The sequence below is a fragment of the Mucilaginibacter myungsuensis genome (genome assembly GCF_015222005.1).
GTDB lineage: Bacteria > Bacteroidota > Bacteroidia > Sphingobacteriales > Sphingobacteriaceae > Mucilaginibacter > Mucilaginibacter myungsuensis.
Window position 1 is genome coordinate 331485 of sequence record NZ_JADFFL010000003.1, and the last position, 19921, is coordinate 351405.

General features: G+C 47.8%; 11 protein-coding genes. 5 read left to right on the forward strand and 6 right to left on the reverse strand.

The window, feature by feature from the left end; translation table 11 throughout:
- Window positions 1–2 precede the first annotated feature (2 nt).
- Window positions 3–3311, reverse strand: a complete 3309-nt coding sequence (locus IRJ16_RS09065; RefSeq protein ID WP_194111228.1) for a SusC/RagA family TonB-linked outer membrane protein — start codon at window positions 3309–3311, stop codon at window positions 3–5.
- A gap of 242 nt (window positions 3312–3553) precedes the next feature.
- On the opposite strand from IRJ16_RS09065, the gene IRJ16_RS09070 reads away from it, so the two are divergent.
- A complete protein-coding gene (locus IRJ16_RS09070; RefSeq protein ID WP_194111229.1) occupies window positions 3554–6142 on the forward strand; it encodes a T9SS type B sorting domain-containing protein in 2589 nt (862 codons plus the stop codon).
- A 9-nt stretch (window positions 6143–6151) separates the two neighbouring features.
- On the opposite strand, the gene IRJ16_RS09075 is transcribed toward IRJ16_RS09070, so the two are convergent.
- The 5 genes from IRJ16_RS09075 to IRJ16_RS23120 form a co-directional block, all read right to left on the reverse strand.
- Window positions 6152–8518: a carboxylesterase family protein gene (locus tag IRJ16_RS09075; protein ID WP_228079967.1), complete on the reverse strand. Its 2367-nt coding sequence runs from the start codon at window positions 8516–8518 to the stop codon at window positions 6152–6154.
- 174 nt (window positions 8519–8692) lie between these two features.
- Window positions 8693–9259: an RNA polymerase sigma factor gene (locus tag IRJ16_RS09080; RefSeq protein ID WP_194111231.1), complete on the reverse strand. Its 567-nt coding sequence runs from the start codon at window positions 9257–9259 to the stop codon at window positions 8693–8695.
- A gap of 77 nt (window positions 9260–9336) precedes the next feature.
- Complete coding sequence (locus tag IRJ16_RS09085) at window positions 9337–10131, reverse strand: DUF3836 domain-containing protein (RefSeq protein WP_194111232.1); 795 nt, start codon at window positions 10129–10131, stop codon at window positions 9337–9339.
- A 110-nt stretch (window positions 10132–10241) separates the two neighbouring features.
- Window positions 10242–10868 carry a response regulator gene (locus tag IRJ16_RS09090; protein WP_194111233.1) on the reverse strand — a complete coding sequence of 209 codons (627 nt, stop codon included), beginning with the start codon at window positions 10866–10868 and terminating at the stop codon, window positions 10242–10244.
- Window positions 10869–10926: 58 nt separating this feature from the next.
- Window positions 10927–14016, reverse strand: coding sequence for a sensor histidine kinase (locus IRJ16_RS23120; protein WP_194111234.1), 3090 nt, complete (start codon window positions 14014–14016; stop codon window positions 10927–10929).
- A gap of 182 nt (window positions 14017–14198) precedes the next feature.
- Here IRJ16_RS23120 and IRJ16_RS09100 point away from each other — a divergent pair, with 182 nt between their 5' ends.
- From IRJ16_RS09100 to fabG, 4 genes are all read left to right on the forward strand, one after another.
- Window positions 14199–15410 carry a hypothetical protein gene (locus tag IRJ16_RS09100; protein WP_194111235.1) on the forward strand — a complete coding sequence of 404 codons (1212 nt, stop codon included), beginning with the start codon at window positions 14199–14201 and terminating at the stop codon, window positions 15408–15410.
- A 15-nt stretch (window positions 15411–15425) separates the two neighbouring features.
- A complete protein-coding gene (locus IRJ16_RS09105) occupies window positions 15426–17075 on the forward strand; it encodes a hypothetical protein (RefSeq protein ID WP_194111236.1) in 1650 nt (549 codons plus the stop codon).
- 303 nt (window positions 17076–17378) lie between these two features.
- Window positions 17379–19103 carry a M28 family peptidase gene (locus IRJ16_RS09110; RefSeq protein WP_194111237.1) on the forward strand — a complete coding sequence of 575 codons (1725 nt, stop codon included), beginning with the start codon at window positions 17379–17381 and terminating at the stop codon, window positions 19101–19103.
- 78 nt (window positions 19104–19181) lie between these two features.
- A complete protein-coding gene (fabG, locus tag IRJ16_RS09115) occupies window positions 19182–19910 on the forward strand; it encodes a 3-oxoacyl-ACP reductase FabG (RefSeq protein ID WP_194111238.1) in 729 nt (242 codons plus the stop codon).
- The last annotated feature ends 11 nt before the right edge of the window (window positions 19911–19921 follow it).

Below are 19921 nucleotides of genomic sequence, written 5' to 3' on the forward strand. Positions count from 1 at the left end.
TGTTAAAAGCCAATGTTCAACCCAAAAGAATAACTCTTCAGCAGCGGATAATTATAACCGTCGCCGTTGGTGCTGCCCGGGTTAAGATCCTGATCTGACGGAACAGCATTTTCCACGTCGATGGTATTTTTAACGATCTTATACATTGGCGAGTAAGTAAATAAGTTCTCGCCAGAGAAGAACACTTTAGCGCTACGCATACCAACGCGGTTTATCCACTTGCTTGGCAAATTATAACCCACCTGTATGTTCTTTAAACGCAGGTAAGCCACATTTTGCAGATACTTGGTTTGCGCGACACCTAACGTACGGTTGGTATTGCTTGATGCTGCACGTGACATGGTACGCGGGAAGTAAGCGTTCGTATTTTCAGGCGTCCACATGTTACCCAGGTGAAAAAGCGGGATGTTGTTGTATGGCCTGTTATATTGGCCCCAAAACATTTCGGTCTCGGTGCTTGGATACCATTGCTGCTTGCCTACACCCTGTAAAAAACTGGAGAAGAATAAATTGTGCCAGCTTGCGCCTAAATTGATACCATATGTGTAACGTGGTGCCGAATTACCGATTATCCTTCTATCGCCAGATCTGCCAACTTTATTCTCGCCTACGTTGATGAAACCATCGCCGTTAAGATCCCTCAATTTGATATCGCCCGGGAACCACAAGCCTGTGGGCGAAGCCCGCATCTGCGGATCTTGCTTGGCGTGCGATTCGATATCGGCAGCGTCAATAAAGAAACCTTCGGTCTCGTAACCCCATATCTCTCCCAGCGTTTGGCCTTCGTAATAATCACTCAGTAATTTATCCGGGTTGTTATACTTGTCTATCTTGGTAATGTTATCGGCCAGGGTAACTCTCACATTGTAAACGAACGGTTTTGAGCCGCTGCCTATCCTATCGTTCCAACTTACAGACAATTCCCACCCACGTGTAGTAAGATCGGCATAGTTACCCCGGGGTGTACCTGCACCAAATACTGCGGGCGGAGTTAAACCGGTGGTGAACATGTCAGTTGTTTTACGCACGTAGGCATCGCCCGTCAGGCTTAACTTACCAGACAGCATGGTCAGATCTAAACCAACGTTAGTAGTGGTGGCTGTTTCCCAGGTCAGTCCATCCGGCAATACCGACGGGTTACGTGTAGTTTGCGGCCGTGACCCATTTAATATAACACCAGACTGGCTTATATTGAATTGTTCCTGAAAAGCGTACGATGCAATGTTACCGTTACCTAAAGAACCGTATGATGCCCGCAGTTTAAGATCCGATATCAACTTGTCAGAGACCTTCCAGAATGGCTCATTATTGACCCTCCAACCGGCAGATACTGAAGGGAAGAAACCATAGCGCTGGTTTGACGGAAATTTTGAGGAACCATCATAACGTGCGTTAACTTCAACAAGATACCTGTCCTTATAAGAGTAATTCAATCTGGAAAAGCCACCCAGGATCGCCCACTGCTCGTAACCACCACCGGTAGTTATAGCTTGGCCAAGGGCAAGGTTAAGGTCTGTAGCGTCTTCGAAGATGATACCGTTACGCTGTACAGCGGTGCGGTTATAAGTGGACTGCTCGTAGTTGTAGCCTGCCATTGCTTTAAAGTAATGGTCCTTACCAAAACGGTCCTCAAATTCACTGTAAATGTTCGTTGCCAGATATCTTGTCTCGCGCAGATCGAACGACAGATCGTTAGTGGTGGTACCTACAAAAGCGGTAACGCCTTTAAAACTACTGTAAGGCACCTGCACACGTTTTTGCTCGCGATCGTTATCGGTGTTGCGGAAAGTAAAGTCGGCATTAACGCGAAATTTATTATTGAAAAAATTACTGCGTAAACCTGTAATATTCCTGAACACCTCGCGTTGCGTGTCAAAACCGTTCTTACCATACATTAGGTCGCCCACGGTATAGGCAGATGCAAATGTTAAAGAACCGTCAGGGTTGGTCAACGGAACCGTTGGCTTACCTTCGTCGGCAATATTACGCCAAATACCGCCACCCTCACCCACGTTAAGCGGGTTATGATAGTTCATGATCGAATAGTCGGCATTGTTCTCGATGCTTAACCAAGGCGCTATTTGTACCGAACCTCTGGCACGCAGGTTTTTCATGGTGTAATCATCACTATTATACCTGAATAAGCCTTTTTGATCCAGCATCCTGCCCGAGACCAGGAAATTTACTTTTTCGCTACCCCCGCTTACAGATAGGTTGTTCTCGAAAGACTGTGTGGTATTTTTATATAAGGCGGCATAGTAATCTTCGCTGCCGTAATAAGTATATTCACCTGTGGTCGGGTTCACTTCCACTTGGTTGTAAGGCTGGCCAGACTCCACCCTTCTTTTGAATTCGTCAAGATAAGCTTGAGAGAATTTTTGGGTCTTGTTGGCGTTCTGTGGGAAAGCGCCATCGCCGTTAACAAATGCTTCGGCAAACATTTTGGCCCACGTATAGCCATCGGTCACCACTTCCGGCCTTACAATTGGCGATTTGATCGCGTAGTTATTAGTATAAGTTACACTGGTGCGCCCTTTTTCGCCTTTTTTGGTGGTGATCAAAACCACACCAAAAACACCTCGTGCACCGTAAATAGCGGCAGAACCGGCATCTTTCAGTACCGATACACTTTCCACATCGTTAGGATTCAACAAGCTTGGATCGCCTTCAAAACCATCGATCAGTATAAGCGCGCTGCCACCCTGCCCGATAGAGGTTGTACCCCTTACGTTGTACGTTGGCGATTGCGTTGGCTTACCATCCAGCATCCGCAAGTTAAGGTTGGGTATCTGACCCTGCAAACCCTGCGTAAGGTTGGTGACCGGCCTGTTCTCTAAATTTTTTGATCTGATCTGATCGACCGCGCCGGTAGCATTCGCTCTTTTCTGCGTACCGTAACCTACAATGATCAGCTCGTTCAACGTGCCCGATTCTGCTTTAAGCGCAATGTTCAACGGCGTTACCTCGTTAGCTTTAACAACGATCTTACTTAGCGTTAACGTTGCATAAGATACATAGGTTACCGTAACGTTGTAAGTGCCTGCGGCCACGCTTATTTTAAAAGTACCGTCGGCATTGCTCGACACCGCTTTGTTCAGTTCTTTGATCATGATGGTGGCTCCCGGCAAGGTCTCACCTTTTTCGTCGACCACCTTTCCACTGATCGTTCCTGTTTCTTGTTGCCCCACCAGGTAAGGCAGGCCGTCAGGATTAGGTATAGTGGTAGCCTGTGCCGGCAACACGCTTACACATAGCAACGCCGAGGACGCGTATGCTATTACCTTGATTTTAGACAGTAAGTTTTTTTTCATAGTGCAATAGTTAATGTTCGGTTCTACGCGTTTTGATGGGCCGCATAGAACGTGACAAAAGTATTGGCGACATATGAAGCAAATGTTAAGCTATCTTGATGTATGTAATTCATTTTTGTGAATACCGACATCTTTACTATACTTATAATGGCAGCATAACACAATAATATGATCTTAAGTTATATAGTTAAATTATTAACTGTCAATACTATTTAATACCTTAGCCTTACCAATTAACAGCCTTGACATCTATCTGCACCTTCGGTTATCTTAAAGTTAAGCACACGGCGCTTATAGCTCTGGTGTTGTTATGCCTTACTTTGCCTGATCTGAAAGTAAACGCGCAAAATCAAACCGTGGCCAACGGTGCCATGACGCAGCCTATCGATTTCCCCGCGGCCAATTGTACTTATAATTGGCTCAGTGACAACCCAACAATTGGCCTGGCAGCACGCGGCAGCGGAAATATCGCAGCTTTTAAAGCTATCAATAACGGTTTCGCACCGGCGATCGCTAATATTACCGCTACTATTTTGGCGACACCTACCTATGGCTACCGCACTACTACTAAAACGCCGCGGACCATTGCAGTGGTGGATCTTAAGACCCATCAGGATGTGGCTGAGATAACCATACCAAATGGACAGATCTTACGGATGAGTCCGGATGGACAGATCTTATATATGAAAGATCCAACCAAGCCTAATATGATCTTGTTGGTGAGCACCATTACTAACGATATCGTAGATCAGATCACGTTAAGTGCACCCTACTCGTGGCTTATGTTAAGCCCTGGCGGTGATAAGATCTACCTGCAAAACAGTGTATTTTCGGGTGCAAATTATGATAAGCTGTTAGTAGTAGATGTGGCTACGCGGACTGAAGAAGCTCCGATCGTTTTATCGAGAGACCTGTTCAATCCAGACTTGAATGTTGATCCCAGATTTTCTTTCAGTAAAGATGGCAGTAAAATATACATGACCAACGATTGGGGAACATTCAGCAACCAAGGTTTATTGGCGATTTTTGACAGGTCTTCAAAACAGATGCTGACCCGGGTACAGGTGAAGCGGCCAACACATGTGATAGAAAGTAAAGACCAAACCAAGCTGATCATCACCAGCGCTACGCAAACCATACCGATCCAGTTCTATGACATAGCTACCGGCAACGTTCAAGAGACACCTTTTAACCAATTTACTTACTTCACGGTATTGAGCGAAGATGGCAATTACCTATATACCGCCTCTTATGATCATTTGATCAAAATAGATCTGAGGAACAATAGCGTTACCCCTTTCGAGACCGGATTTTCGCCGATCTCGGGTATCCAGATCCTGCCTAACAAAGACCATACAAGGATCTTTGTATTGGAGCGGGCTACAGGCAACGTAATTATGATAGATGCTAATGACGGAACGATACGTGGCGACAAGATCAATGTCAACGCTTCTAAGTCGTATGGTAATCCTGATATAGACTTTTCTAATTCGAATATGCAGCTAAGTCCGGATGGTACGCAATTGTATATCACCAATAGGGTTGAGGATTATGCCAACAATAAAAGGTTCGCATACATCTCTGTCGCCGATGTCGCAACACAGAAAGTGGTAAAAAGGATCGACCTTCCTAATTATGAGGCGCAAGACATACGCCTTTACGATATTGAAAAATATTGTTCTGCCAGCACCATCACCGTCAAGATCACTGTTGACCCTGACCCGCCTACCATTACGCCATCTAATAATACATTAGCCGCTCATAATACTACTTATGGCACGCCGTCGACGGCAGGCACTTTCACCATATCAGGCCAAAGGATAAATGCGGGCATTTTGGTAACCCCGCCTGCCGGGTTTGAGATAAGTACTAACGGAACAACGTTTACCAATACCACTACAGTCGGTGGCTCGGGCGATGTAGCGGCTACCACCGTGTACATCAGGCTGGCGGCTACCGCTAACGCGGGTAATCTTTATGGCGGCAACATTATGATCAGCAACGGTAACTTAAGCCTCACCAAAGCTATCCCTACAAGCAGTGTTGCACCGGCAGCACTTGAACTTAAAGCAACTAACGTCACCAAAAAATATGGCGAGACCCTGACCGGCGGACCGGGTTCTACAGCCTTTACTGCCGCCGGATTAAAAAATAACGAGACCATTGGCAGCGTCACCGTTACTTACGGAACTGGCGCTGCGACGAGGGATGAAGTACGGTCGCATACAGGTTCGGTGAAGATAGATCAGCCTACGGGCGGTACTTTTCTGGCCGGTAATTATCAGATCGACCGGTCGGATGCTGACATCATTGTAGAGCAGGCTACGCTAACCGTTACTGCTGATGACAAGCAACGTTATTATAACGAAGCCGACCCGATCTTTACTTTTAAATATAGCGGCTTTGTAGATCCGGATGATGAGAGCGTGCTTACCGGTACCCCTAACGCCTTTACCACCGCTACAAAAGCATCGCCGGTGGGTAAATATCCTATCAATATTACCGGAGGCGCCGCGCTGAATTATAAAATAGAGGGTAAAGCCGGTACGCTGACCATCATCTCGCGCTCGGTCACCCCCGCTAACGCTTTTACACCTAATGGCGACGGCATTAACGATACCTGGAACATCGCCAACATTAACCAATACCCTAAAGCCACCGTGCAGGTGTACACCCGGTCGGGCAGTCAGGTGTTCTATGCTTTAGGCTACCATACTCCTTGGGATGCAACGAGTAATTCAGGCGTGCTTCCTACAGGGACATATTACTATGTTATTGACCTTGGTAATGGCACCGACCCTATGAAGGGATCACTATTGGTTATCAGATGAAGATCTTAATTACAAACCCACCTTCCATTGGTTATCATAAAAGCCGGCGTGTAATAAATGCCCTGCACCGTCCTTTAACATATCCAGCTTAAACAACATTATATCAGCAAAACCGCTGCCACCGGTAAAATATTGGTTGGCGTTGGTGGCGTTCATCCCATCGATGCCCGTGCCTGATATAACCGATACGCTATTATCGGCCGTGCCTGCTATCGGCCAAACAAAGTAGGCGCCTATATCGGTACCGGTCCATTGCTTGCCACCGATCTTGGCCGAGCCTTTGGTTATGTTGATCGGGCAATCAAACAGCAATGTTTTCCAAGCCGAATTGGTGGTCGCATTGCCGATCAATACCACATTACGGCCCGGGTATTTTGCTTTGCTATATTCCTTATCGCTAATGATATCGAAAGCACCGTTACCGCGGTAGTACCAGCTTTCAGCATCGTAACGGGCTTTATTTTCGGCCCATTGTTTTTCTTGCTCGGTGCCGCCCGTGCCGTACACGTAAAGCATGCGCTTGTTAAAACCATCCTTAAAAGTGCCATTGCGGTGCGGGCCTTTCTCTGTAAAAGCTGGCTGGGCGATAAGCTTCCAGCTATTATTTTCTTTTTTGATGAAGATGCTGTCCTTATCTCCTTTAGTGGTGTAATTTAGAGCCATTGCGCCATCCAAAGTCACCTTTATTTCCTTACCGGCTGCAAAGCCATCTAAAGTTAACTTTAACAATTCAACGTTCTCTGTCGATCCCGAAATTGTTCCTGACTGTTTATTCTTATTCAATTTCACCTTACTGTACTGAAAAGGGACCTGCTGCTGATAAATAGTAGCCCAATGATCTTTGGCCGATATACCGGGGCTTGCTGTAGTGAAATCAATATTTAAAACATCGGCAACGACCGGGATCTTGTGCCATTTGAACAGGTCAAAGATCGGCTTCCAGTCTACCGATTCGTCGCTGTACCAATGCGAACCGCCTGGATATTCATAATAGTTCATATCCGAGTGGAACGGTGCCAGCAATTGCTTCATCTGCCGGGCAAAGTTTACCGATACGGTCTCGTCCGCATCGCCATGCAAGATGTAAACGCCTAATTGTTTGTAGTTATTGATGAGCTTGGGCACATCGCTTTGGTTACTGGTACGGAGCAGCACTTTACCCAGATCAAATGAACTGGTATCAGGCACCACGCCATCCGCCGAGCCATAAGTTTTCAAGGTAGGATAACCCGCGCAAGGTGCGATCGCCGCCCATTTATCAGGATAAGTTGCCCCCAGGAACCAGGTACCATGGCCACCCATGGAATGCCCCGTCAGGTAGACCTTCTGCGGATCTGGTTTGTATTCTTTTTTGGCGATATCCAAAACTTCCAGCGCGTCCAACCTGCCCCAATCTTCCCAGTTGAACCCACGTGGGCGGCGGTTAGTAGGGCTGACCAGATTGCCCCAGTCTTTGCTTTTATAAGCGCGGACCTGATTGATCGCCTCAACACCCGCGCCATGTACCGAAAAAAACAGCGCCTCGCCATCCTTTTGCCCGCCAACCTGCGGCGCGACAGAATAGTACTGCAAGCTGCCATCAATATTGCTGATAAAGGTTTGGCTGTATTTATCATCCTTAAGGGCGCTCTCTATTTTGATAGTGGCTTTATCCAGCACCTTGCCGCCATTCGTCAGAATCAGGGCACACTCGTTAAAACCTTTGGCCTTTACGGTGCTGCCATCAAACTCAAAATAAACTTTGCGGGTGCTGTAGGCCGGCACGGTCTGCAAGGTGCTGCTTACCTCTTTACCGCCCAGGTTGCTCTGCAATTTAAGGTTGGCAAGCTGAGTTGCTGTTGTATTGATCACCAACACTGCAGCCTTTTGTTTATCAGCACTTTTACCGGGGACGATGAACGGAGCGGTCATATCCTTGGTGTCCAAGATCACCGCTTTATCAGGGAACATCAGCGCGCCTTGCAACAGGCCGCCACGCACGAAGATATCATTCTTGCCTTTCTTTAATTTTACCACGGCGTTCATCCAGCCAAAACGATATGGGTCGCCCATGTGTAGCGCACCGTTTATAAATACCGCACTGTTGCCCTGGATATTCAGCACAGCTGCCTGGTCTTTTGGCGAATCATAAGTAAAATAGGTGTAAGTACCCTCTCCTCCCCTCGCACGGAAACGTTTGGCGGTATCCGCAGTGATCTTGGTCCATTTGGCAGAGCCTATGGCATCGCCCTCTTTGGGAGTGCCTAAAGTGCCTTTGTACATGGCATAAGCTACCGGATCTTGATAAATGGCAGCCCTGTTATAGTTAGCAGTAACACGAATGGTAAGCCCTGATGTAAAGTGATGCACATCCTGCGCGATAGCAGTGATGGACAAGCACAATATGATAAGCAAAAGAGATAAGAACCGAAACGGTTTAATTGAGGAAAGATGAATGGCCATACACAAACCTAACAAAAAAAGAGCGCCCCGCAAAAGGCGCTCTTTAGTGGTGTATATAGTACATAGTTTAGTTTATAGAGATGGGAATTGGTTTGATGTGAGCAATATTCAGGCGGTCATAGCCATGGCTTTGAGCGGAATGCGTACGTTAAGCGAAACGCTTTTGCGCAAAGCCGTACGTGCCCGGCAAACGTGCGTACGCGATTGCAGTACAGTAATATTGGTCAGCTCGGCTATCTCCTGGTGACTGTAGCCTTCTATGGCGAACAGGTTGAATGCAACTTTATGGTGTAGCGGCAGTTTGTTCAGGCTATCGTACAGGTAGGCGGTATCGTCGGTTTGATAGTCAGTATAGCTGTTCAGTGCGTACAGGCAATCGTCAATATCCACGGTCATCACCTGTTTTTGCTTTTCGCGGTAAGCGGTTAGCGCGGTGTTGACCATAATGCGGCGCATCCAGCCTTCAAAGCTGCCCTCGCCGGTGTACAAGTGTATCTTGGTGAACACCTTTACAAAAGCATCCTGCAAAATATCCTCAGCCTCGGCGGTGTTATTAGTGTAGCGGCGGCAAAGGGCCAGCATACGGCCGGCGTAGTGCCGGTAAACGGTTTCCTGAGCACGCCTGTCGCCTTTTTTGCAGGCGGCTATGTGTGCATCGGTAATTAAAATTTTCATGATCGGTAAGGTAAATTGTGATAGAAAGGCCCCCGCCTTGCGCGGGGTAGCCTTTCGGTTAAAAAATATAGGTGATATTAATTTTTGTAGGTGTACTTCAACGTAGCGGTAACCTCGTTAGGGTTCTCTTTTGTTGTAGTCTTTTTGGTGGCAATGGTAGGGTAACCTTTGTCATCATAAGTGTAAGTGTAAATGCTGGTCTCAACCACTTGGTTAAGCGCATCCTTGGTCACCTCTTTAGTGATGTTGTTAGCCGATACTACGGAGTAGAAAGTTGCCGAGATGTCTGAAGTGATGGTCAGCGGGTTAACTTTAGCATCGTACTCAAAGGTGGTGGTCTCGTTCAACTCGTACTTCTCCTCTAACGGCGACCACATGTATTGGGTCTGCGTGGTCACGCTGCCGGCTGCATTGTAAGCATAGGTGATCTTGTAGAACGGCGTAACCACATTACCCGACTTAGCGAACGCTTTGATCTCGCTAACCCTGCCATTTTGGGTAGTGAACTCGGTATAGCCGGTCAGTGCTGGATTAGCACCTGTGCTGAAATACTCGACCTTAGATATGCTGTTGCCGTTGTAGGCGAACTTTAATTGTACCAGGTTCATGCTGGCAACCGTTAGCTTTTTGGTAGCATCGTAAGTAAAGTCGATGTTAGTAGTGGTAGGGCCATCTTTGGTGACCATTTTGCTCAACTTGTTATCGCCGTTGTACTCAAAAGTGGTATTGTCGGTACCTTCTTCTATCTTCACCAATTGGCGGGTGATCGTTGGGTTGGTTACTACTTCCTTATCTTTTTTGCATGAGGTAGCGAAAATTGACGCGGCTGCAAACATGGCTACAGCGGCAGATCTTGTGATCGTTTTTAACATAGATGTGTTTTATTAATTGTGAATAAATTATTTATACCGCAAAAGTAGGCGCGGCATAAAAACACATCAATCACACGTTGGGGTGATGTTAAAAACGGGGCAGATCGGGATCAGTAATTATTTTTGAGGGCTTTGGCTACCGCTTCGCTCTTGGAATTTACGTGGAGTTTCTCGTAGATCTTTTTGATATGGGAGCGTACCGTATCGATGGAAATGTACAGATCGACAGCGATCATTTTATAGCTGTGGCCATTCACCAGCAACTGCAAAACCTCAGCTTCGCGGTCGGACAGATCAAAGTTATCGCCCGGGGAATTGCCTTTCGAGAACATTTTCAGCACTTGCGAAGCGATAGACGACGTCATTGGTGCGCCGCCGGTTTGGGCGTCCTGAATGTACTCTAATAGCTTTGCAGGGGGTGTTTTTTTAAGCAGATAGCCATTGGCTCCGCTCTTTATGGCTTCAAAAACATTCTGATTATCATCAAATACAGTGAGCATCAGGATCTTTACGTCACTGTTATGCTTGCGGAGCAGTTTTAGCCCGGCAAGCCCGTCAACATTGGGCATGTTGATATCCATTAATATTACGTCGGGTTTAATGGTGTCGCATTGCTGCACCACATTACTACAGTCGGGGAAAGACCCGGCATATTCAAAGCCTTCGGTGCCACTCAGCAGAATGGCCAGCCCATCGCGCAATTGCGGATTGTCCTCGTATAGTAATACGCGTATCATTAATAGTTAATAGTTAAGCGCAAAGTAGGCAAAACAAAACCCGCCGTCAATCACATATTTATGCGATAGGTATTTTTAGCGTGACCGTTGTCCCAGATGTTTTTTGCGGATCTACGCTGAAACTTCCCTGCATACCCTCGGCCCTTTTTCGCATATTGATCAGGCCGTTACCCAGGTCCATTTGCTCAGGATCAAAGCCAATGCCGTTATCGGTAATGGTCATCTGCAGCATATCGTAACTTACCTTAAACTCTATACGCACATCCGTCGCGCCCGAATGTTTTACCAGGTTGTTCAACGCCTCTTTATAGATCAAGAACAGGTTACGCCGCACATCCATATCCAGCTTCACGTTCCGCAGCTTATCATCGTTCACTACGGTATAGTCAATATCGCGCGGCTCCAGCACCGTAGCGGCGTACTCCCGCATACGGGCAATAATGCGGGGCATGGTATCATTGGCGGGATTGATGTTCCAAACAATATCATCCATGGCATCCATCATCTGGCTGCTGTTGGTACTGATGCGACCCAGATAATCCTTCACCTGCGGGTTATCACCCGTCATTTTTATATTAGCCATTTCGCTGAGGATATTGATAGATGTCAGCGTCGACCCCATATCATCGTGCAGATCCCGGGCTACTTTCTCCCGCAATTTCTGTACGGCCAGTAAGCGGTTAATCCGGGCGCGATAGATCACATAGATCGGCGCCGCCGCAAATATGGCGACCAATAAAATGAACCACCAGGTCTGATAAAAGGCAGGTTTAATAATGATACTCAGTTGCGTAATGTTTTTTGACGATATCCCATCCGGACTAACGCATTTCACCAAAAAGGTATATCGCCCCGGCGATAGCGAGGCGTAGGATGCCGTCAGCGAATTCTCGGCCTTGATCCAATCTTTACCTGCGCCTTGTAATTGATAATAATAGTTGAGCTTATCGCGCTGCGTATAACTCAGGGACGCAAATTGGATCGTAATGGCGTTCTGATCATGCTGCAAAACCAAACCACCCTTAGCCGCTATCGAATCGATATTGAGGTACGTGTTGAACAGCTTAAGATCGGTGATGGTAACATCCCTGGGCGAACCTTTATCGCGTAAAGCATCCGGATCAAAAATGATAAAGCTATTGCCTCCTGCAAAAACTAACTCGCCTGTAGCCAGCAGGGTGCAATTATAAAGCATGTTCTTATTATCCGACGTGGTGATAAGCCCGTCCTTTTGATCGAACGCGCGGAAAGTGTTCTCTTTAAAACTATACCGCACCACCCCGCCATTAGTAGCCATCCATAGCTGCCCTTTTTTATCCATTTGCAGGCAATTGACCATAGGCATAGGCAAGCCATTATAGTTATTGAACTTGGTTACCTTGCCTGTCGTAGTATTCAGCAGGTTCAAGTTTTCTGAGCAGGCAACGGCCATGATACTATCATTAACCTGTATCAGATCGGTAATAGAATTGGTGAACAAACTTAGGGATGGATCTTTAGATGTGCCATAGGTCTTTACCACCTGTTCGGTATTAGGATCAAACACTTTTAATCCGTAACCACCCGTCGCCATCCAGATCAACCCTTTTTTGTCCAGTCGCATTTGGGGGATCACCTTGCCAATGTTGGTAATGAAGTGGAACTTACCATTGGTTGTGCGCTTAACAAGCTTTCCTGAGTGTGAGCCGAACCAGATATTATGCTGACGGTCCTCGATAATGCTGCGGATAGAACTGCGTTTAAACGCCGAATCAACAATGAATTTTGACCGCCTTGCAACCGGGTCGTAGTCGATCAATATCCCCTCTTGGCAGCCAAAAAACAAATGCTTATCTACCGAGTACTCCAGCATTGACCATGGCGCTGTATAATTGCCGCCCATAAAGGGTGCGCCTTTATAAACATCGCGCGATAATATGCTATCGGTGGTAAGCGACATATCCTGCCTGTCCATCTCTAACGGAAAGATACCGCCACCCCAGGTACCCAAAATAACCTGCCCGGTACTTATCTGCTTTACAAAGGTCATATCGGTATTGCTGGTGGGTAGTGTGCCGTGCCTTATCTTTTTGTTAGACACGGTTGTCATATACAAACCATTGTCGCTCGCTATCCAAATGTTTTTATCCCCATCCTGATACACCTGCCTGATATCGGCAAATTTGATCCCGTAATTTCTGCTTTGGCTATCGTAACATTTGTAAAAGGTGTAGCTCCCCTCGTCAAACAAATTAAAAACATTCCCGCCCGATAACCATATGCGGCCGGCACATTCGGTAATATCTACCATAGCAAAATAGCCCGGCATATCCGGGTAAACATTATTCTCGAAAGTGACGCCCGTACGCTCCTCGTAACAAAACAAAGTAGCAGCCGCTAAGGGTGGCCACTTTAACACCCAAAAACGCCGGCGGCTGTCGATCAGCACTTTCAGTATATGATCACCGAACTGATGTTTAAGTAAAGGCAAGTTAAGCGGGTTATAACCCTCGTGATAAAACTGCCCGGTACGCTGATGATAGATACCCAAACCCCTGATACCGGTAACGATGTAGTCCCCGGTTTTGGGATCTTCTACAAAAGATAAGGCCCGCCAATCTTTAGGGATCTTTAAAGCCGACCATGTTTCGAACTTGTTGTTGCGTTGGTTATATTTATAGATACCGAAACCGGTCACTCTAACTACTACATTACCTTTACTATCAATAGTTATGGCTTTGTCTACCTCGGGCAGATCAGACAGATCTGCGGCGGTAAATCTGTTGGTCTGAAAGTTATACTTACCAATAATAGAACCCAATCTAAGCCACATATTGTTCTGCTTATCGCCCAGTATCTGCTGCACGGGCAAGGCGGGCAAACTGCGCCCGGCTGCCTCGGCATAGATCTGAATGAACTTATTACCATCATACCGTTGCAGACCGCCCTCGGTGCCTACCCAGATAAAACCCTTGGCATCCTGCCATAAGCAATTGATGAAATTGGAACGGAGACCATCGTTGATGGATAAGCGCGAAAAAATGATCTCGTTCGCCTGGGTGCTGAGACCGACACCTAACAAACAGACCAACAGAGAGAGGTTAAGCGAAAACTTAAAACGAAAAAAAGTTTTGGTGACAGGTATCAAGCTGAATGTCTTATAGTTCACAAATATAATATCTGACGCTAATTTTATCTAATGACAACGAATTACACAAATTCGTTGCAGAAAAAATTCGTGCAATTCGACATAATTCTGTTGCCCTTAGGAGGATTCGTGCAAATTCATTTCCTTATATTAGTTGCCTGATAAAGACCTTCATCCAATTAATTATCAACGCCCCTCAAGTTATGGATACCATTAGCCTGCACGCACCGCAAACCCTGCCCAACGACCGCTCCGTTAGCACCGTCGCAAGCAAACCTTTGCCATTTTATATTTACGCCGTTGTATTCGCATCGTTCAGCATTACTGTTGGTTTGATCTGGGATATCGCCTGGCACATCAGTATCGGGCGCGATGGGCTTTTTTCGCCGCCGCATTTGGCTACTTATTTAGGCGCGGTAACATCGGGCTTGTTCTCGGGGTATTACGTTTTGCGGCTGACCTTTGGCGGCCGTAAAGAAGAACGCCAAAGTTCTATCAAGTTCTGGAAGGTTTTTTACGGATCTCTGGGCGCGTTATTCTGCATTTGGGGTGCATTCACCATGATCACCTCAGCACCTTTTGATGATTGGTGGCACAATACCTTTGGGCTGGACGTGCAGATCTTATCGCCGCCGCATACCGTTCTGTTATTAGGGATGATCACCATACAATTTGGCGCCATGGTCAGTGTGATCGCTTTGCAGAACCGCCTGTCTACCGGCGCAAATTACTCGCCCAAAGCTTTGGCCTGGTGCTTTATGCTGTCATCAGGATTTTTGTTAGTAATGCTGTTCACCATCGCATCAGAATACCTGACGCGGCACGATATGCACGAGCCGCAATTCTTCCAGGTAGGCGGCATCATTTTTCCTTTGTTTTTAGTGGCGATATCCAAGGCATCAAAAAGCAAATGGGGCGCAACGCAAATGGCGTTAGTTTACATGGGATTGATGGCAGCCATGGTTTGGATACTACCGCTCTTCCCGGCCGAGCCTAAATTAGGGCCGGTGGCTAATCACATTACGCATTATCAGGCTTTTCATTTTCCGTTGCTGCTGGTGTTCCCGGCACTAATAATTGACTGGCTGAACCACCGCATACAGGTTAGCGGTTTCGGTAAAGGCTTGCTGAAAACATTGGCTTTAGGCGCTGCTTTCACGGTGGTGTTTTTTGTGGTGCAATGGTATTTTGGCGATTTCCTCACTACAGAAATGGCCAAAAGCTGGGTATTCGGCACAACATCATGGTATTTTGGTAACGACCCTAATTATGAGTTCCGTTATAGCTTCCACCCTAACAATATCGCAACAGGCGCAAGGCTATGGCAAGGTATGGCCTGGGCTTTGTTATGGTCAGTAGTATCAGCAGGCATCGGCCTGATCTGGGGGCGTTGGATGACATCAGTTAAACGCTAAGCAAAGGATAAGGACATGAAAAAACTGACGACCTCCCTCATCCTGCTTTTAATATTTTTAACTACTTCGGCGCATGTGGGCAGCCCGGGTGTGACTTTTGAAGGCACGGCCGGGCCATACAAAGCCATCATCAACATCACTCCGCCTGATGTGATCCCAGGCACCGCCACGGTGACCGTTTATTTAGAGGACGCGCCCAAAGGTTTACAGGTGAGCGCCCGCCCCATCTATTGGACGGTTGGTAAAGACGGCACCCCAAGCGCCGACATAGCCACACCATCAGCAACCGAGCAGGGCCGTTACGATGTAAAGGTCTGGTTCATGAGTATCGGTGCATCCAGCATCGAAGTTATTGTGGACGGACCAAAAGGAAAAGGCGTTGTACTGGTCCCGGTAATGGCATTATCAACCGCTAAACGCAGCATGCCTGCCGGATTAGGTTGGGGTTTGCTGGCCATGGCCGCCTTTTTAGTGATACTGATGGTGACCATCATTGGCTCGAGCGTTGGCGATAGCCAGCTTAACCCGGGCGACGAGATGACCCAACGCTTACGCCGCCGCCGGGTGATCGGCTCAGTAGTATCGTTGGTGCTGTTAGTGCTCATCCTTTGGGGAGGTAAGAACTGGTGGGATTCAGAGGCGGAGGATTATAAAAGCTACCTGTTCAAGCCCATGCAGGCTACCACAACGGTTGATGCCGGCAATGGAACGCTGACCTTCTCGATAGACACCGCGCAACTAAAATACCTTGGTCGTGGCCGGCGCATGGGCACCACCCGTAAAATGAATTACATAGTGCCCGACCACGGTAAGCTGATGCACCTGTTCCTGGTCCGCGCCGGCGATCTGGATGTGTTTGCGCACCTGCACCCCCGCCGCGCTGATTCGGTCACCTTTATATCTAAAGTACCAAAGCTGCCCGCAGGTAAATATTTTGTTTACGCCGACATTACCCGCCTAAGCGGTTTTACCGAGACCATTGTAGATACGCTGGACGTGAAGGAGAACCTGTTCCGCAACGCGGCACTGGAAGCCAAGACCGAAACCTTGGCCGACCCTGACGATACATACTATACCAACAACCCTATGGGCAGCCGCGCCCTTACCCGCCCCGGCGCGGCCATGTGCGGCTTACCGGGCGTTGCCGCCCAACTAAATGATGGTTCATCAGCGATATGGTTGCAGGATCCTAAAAAACCTATCCAGGCCAACGAGCTGACCACGCTGAACTTCGAGATCAAAGACCCCGAAGGCAAACCCGCCGTACTTGAACCCTACATGGGCATGATGGCCCACGCTGTGATCCTAAAGGATGATGGCAGCGTGTACATCCACCTCCACCCGGCGGGCAGCTATTCCATGGCATCGCAAAAGGCGCTGCTGGACAGGATAGCCTTTAACAAACCACTGGATGAATACCTGCCCAAACCGTCGGTATTTGCAGATAGCATAGATCACTTTGTGGCCAAGATCAATGATATGCCCGCAGCCGAGCGCGACAAATTGTTGATGACCAACATGTCCGACATGAAATCCGACGGCAAGGCACATCATCAGGTGAGTTTCCCGTACACTTTCCCGCAACCGGGCAAGTACCGCATTTGGATACAAGCCAAACGCAACGGAAATATCATCAACAGCGCTTTTGATGCGGAAATAAAGTAGGGTTGCTTACCTAATTTTTATATTTGTCAGCCCTGAGCGAATCAAACCTTCTTTTCCCGACAGCGGCACGGCTTCGGGTGAGGGGGCCAATGCATTTGGTGTGTGCGGTACGGGCAATTGGCCTCCTGCAGGGTAAAGGCCTGTGCGTAGAAGCATTGGCGCTGTCTTGATCTTTGGTTCTTTCTATCAAGAAAAGAACGGCGTATGAAGAGCCACTTGCATAGTCAGCGACGCTAAAAGCTTTAACAACTTAAAACAACAGGAAGCCGGCGTTAACATGAAGGCCGATAGATAAATTTAAACATGACCAAATATTTCCTCTTAGCCGCGATGGCTTTATCTACAAGCGCAAGCCTCGCGCAAAAGAACGCTAACGTTATCGACAGCTATTACCGGCTGCTACGTAAAGAATTTAACCAGGATAACGCTTACAAAACAACCGGCTTTGTAGAGCAACGCTGGCGTGTGCCCGGCAACACCGGCTTTACCGAGAGCATTTACGAGGTGGAAAAAGTGCTGCAAAAAGGAGGCTTTAAAAAAGAAGTAAAAGGCGAAGCCGATGGTCCACTCACCTACCGCGTAGAATCGCGCGAGATGAAACGCCTGACCTGGGAACCGATAGATGCCACAGTGACCATCGAGGGCGAACAGCAACCGGTATTAAAATTCGCGACCAACCGTAATATGCTGGCCATGTATTCGGGCAGTACACCTGCTGGCGGCGTTACCGCCGAATTGGTTTACGTGACCCGCGCGACCATGAATACTATCGACCCGAAAACGGTTGCAGGTAAGATCGTTTTTGGCGAAGGTTCTGTCGGCTCTTATTACCAGTTTGCTGTCAAGAACGGCGCTTTAGGCGCTATGGGCTATAGCATGCCGGCTTATACAAAGCCTGAAACGCATGTAAACTCTATCCAGTTCAGCAGCATCAGCAACCAGGATTCTACCAGTCAGAAATTTGGGATCGTGCTGTCTTATCAGGCTAAAGAAAGATTGAAAGCAGCTTTAGCGAAAGGAGTAGTTAAGGTACATGTAGAGACCAAGGCGCGCATCTACAAAGCAGCCGAGCTGACCATTGTGGCCAATGCCCGTGGCTCACTAAAACCCTACGAGCGTTTTGTATTCAGTGCCCACGTGCAGGAACCGGGTGCTAACGATAACGCTACGGGCGTAGGTACGCTTGCCGAAATGGCACGGGTAACCGCTACCCTCATCAAACAAAAGAAATTCGACCCGAAACGGACCATTACCTTCCTTTGGGGCGATGAGATACAGTCGACCGCAAGGTATATCAAAGAAGATACTACCCGCGCCAAAGGCATCAAATGGGGTATGAGTCTGGATATGGTCGGCGAGGACATCGCCAAAACCGGCGGCACTTTCCTGATCGAGAAAATGCCCGACCCATCGGCCATCTGGACACGCGGCGAAGAAAAGCACACCGAATGGGGTGGTAGCGTGCTGAAGGAGTCGGACATGTTCCCGCATTACTTTAACGATCTGCTGCTGAACCGTTGTTTACAGCAAGCCAAAAGCAACGGCTGGATCGTAAAGACCAACCCTTTTGAGGGCGGCAGCGATCATACGCCGTTCCTGCAAGCCAAGATACCCGGTCTGCTAATGTGGCACTTTACCGATGTTTACTACCATACCGATGCTGACCGTTTGGACATGGTATCGCCCGAAGAAATGAAGAACGTAGGCATAAGCGGTTTGGCAACAGCTTACACGTTAGCATCGGCCAACGAGGCGACCACCGCTACCCTGATCGCTGAATTGCAAAAAAGCGCGACCGACCGCTTGCAAGTGGAATATCAAATAGGGTTAAAAGCCGTAACGAGCGGCACCCCTGCCGATGAGGAAAAACACAAGCTGGACGTTTGGGCTAAATGGTACACCGATGCTATTGGTAAAATGAAAGACATTAACGTGACCGGCGAAACAAAGCCACTTGGCAATAGCATTACTAATGCGCAAAGTGCGGTTGCTGAACTGTCCGAAAAACTAAAAGCCGGACTGAAATAAAACGACAACCATAGGCTATTTAGCCAACTTTACAAGCGATCTGTGGTTAAACTTGCAGATCAATAAAAACATATATCGATGAAATGCGCACTGGTGACCGGCGGGTCCAGAGGGATAGGTAAGGCCATTTGTTACAAAATGGCCAAGGCCGGCTACTACGTTCTGATCAATTATAACAGCAATGCCGACGAGGCTAACAATACCCTCGCCCAGATCCGCGAGCAAGGCGGCGATGGCGAGATCATTCAATTTAACGTAGGCGACAAGGAACAAGTTGACAGCGTGCTGGGCGGTTGGATAGCTGCCCATACCGATAGACACATTGAAGTGCTGGTGAACAACGCCGGCATTAAAGACGACGTGCTGATGGCCTGGATGGAATACCCGCAGTGGGATAATATCATCAAAACCAGTTTGTACGGTTTTTATCATGTCACCCATTTGGTACTTTCAGGTATGCTGACAGAACGTTACGGGCGCATTGTTAATGTGGTGTCGTTATCTGGCATCAAGGGTATGACCGGACAAGTGAATTACTCGGCCGCCAAAGCAGGCGTTATCGGCGCGACCAAGGCTTTGGCCTTAGAAGTTGGGCGGAGCGGCATCACCGTTAACGCCGTCGCCCCGGGCTTCATTAAGACCGACATGACCGGCGACCTGGACGAGAAACAACTGAAGGCGCTGATCCCCATGAAACGTTTCGGCACGGCAGATGAGGTGGCGAGCACGGTTGCGTTCTTAGCATCCCGCGATGCTTCTTATATCACCGGCGAGGTCATCTCTATCAACGGCGGTTTGTACACCTAATTCGTTTTGAC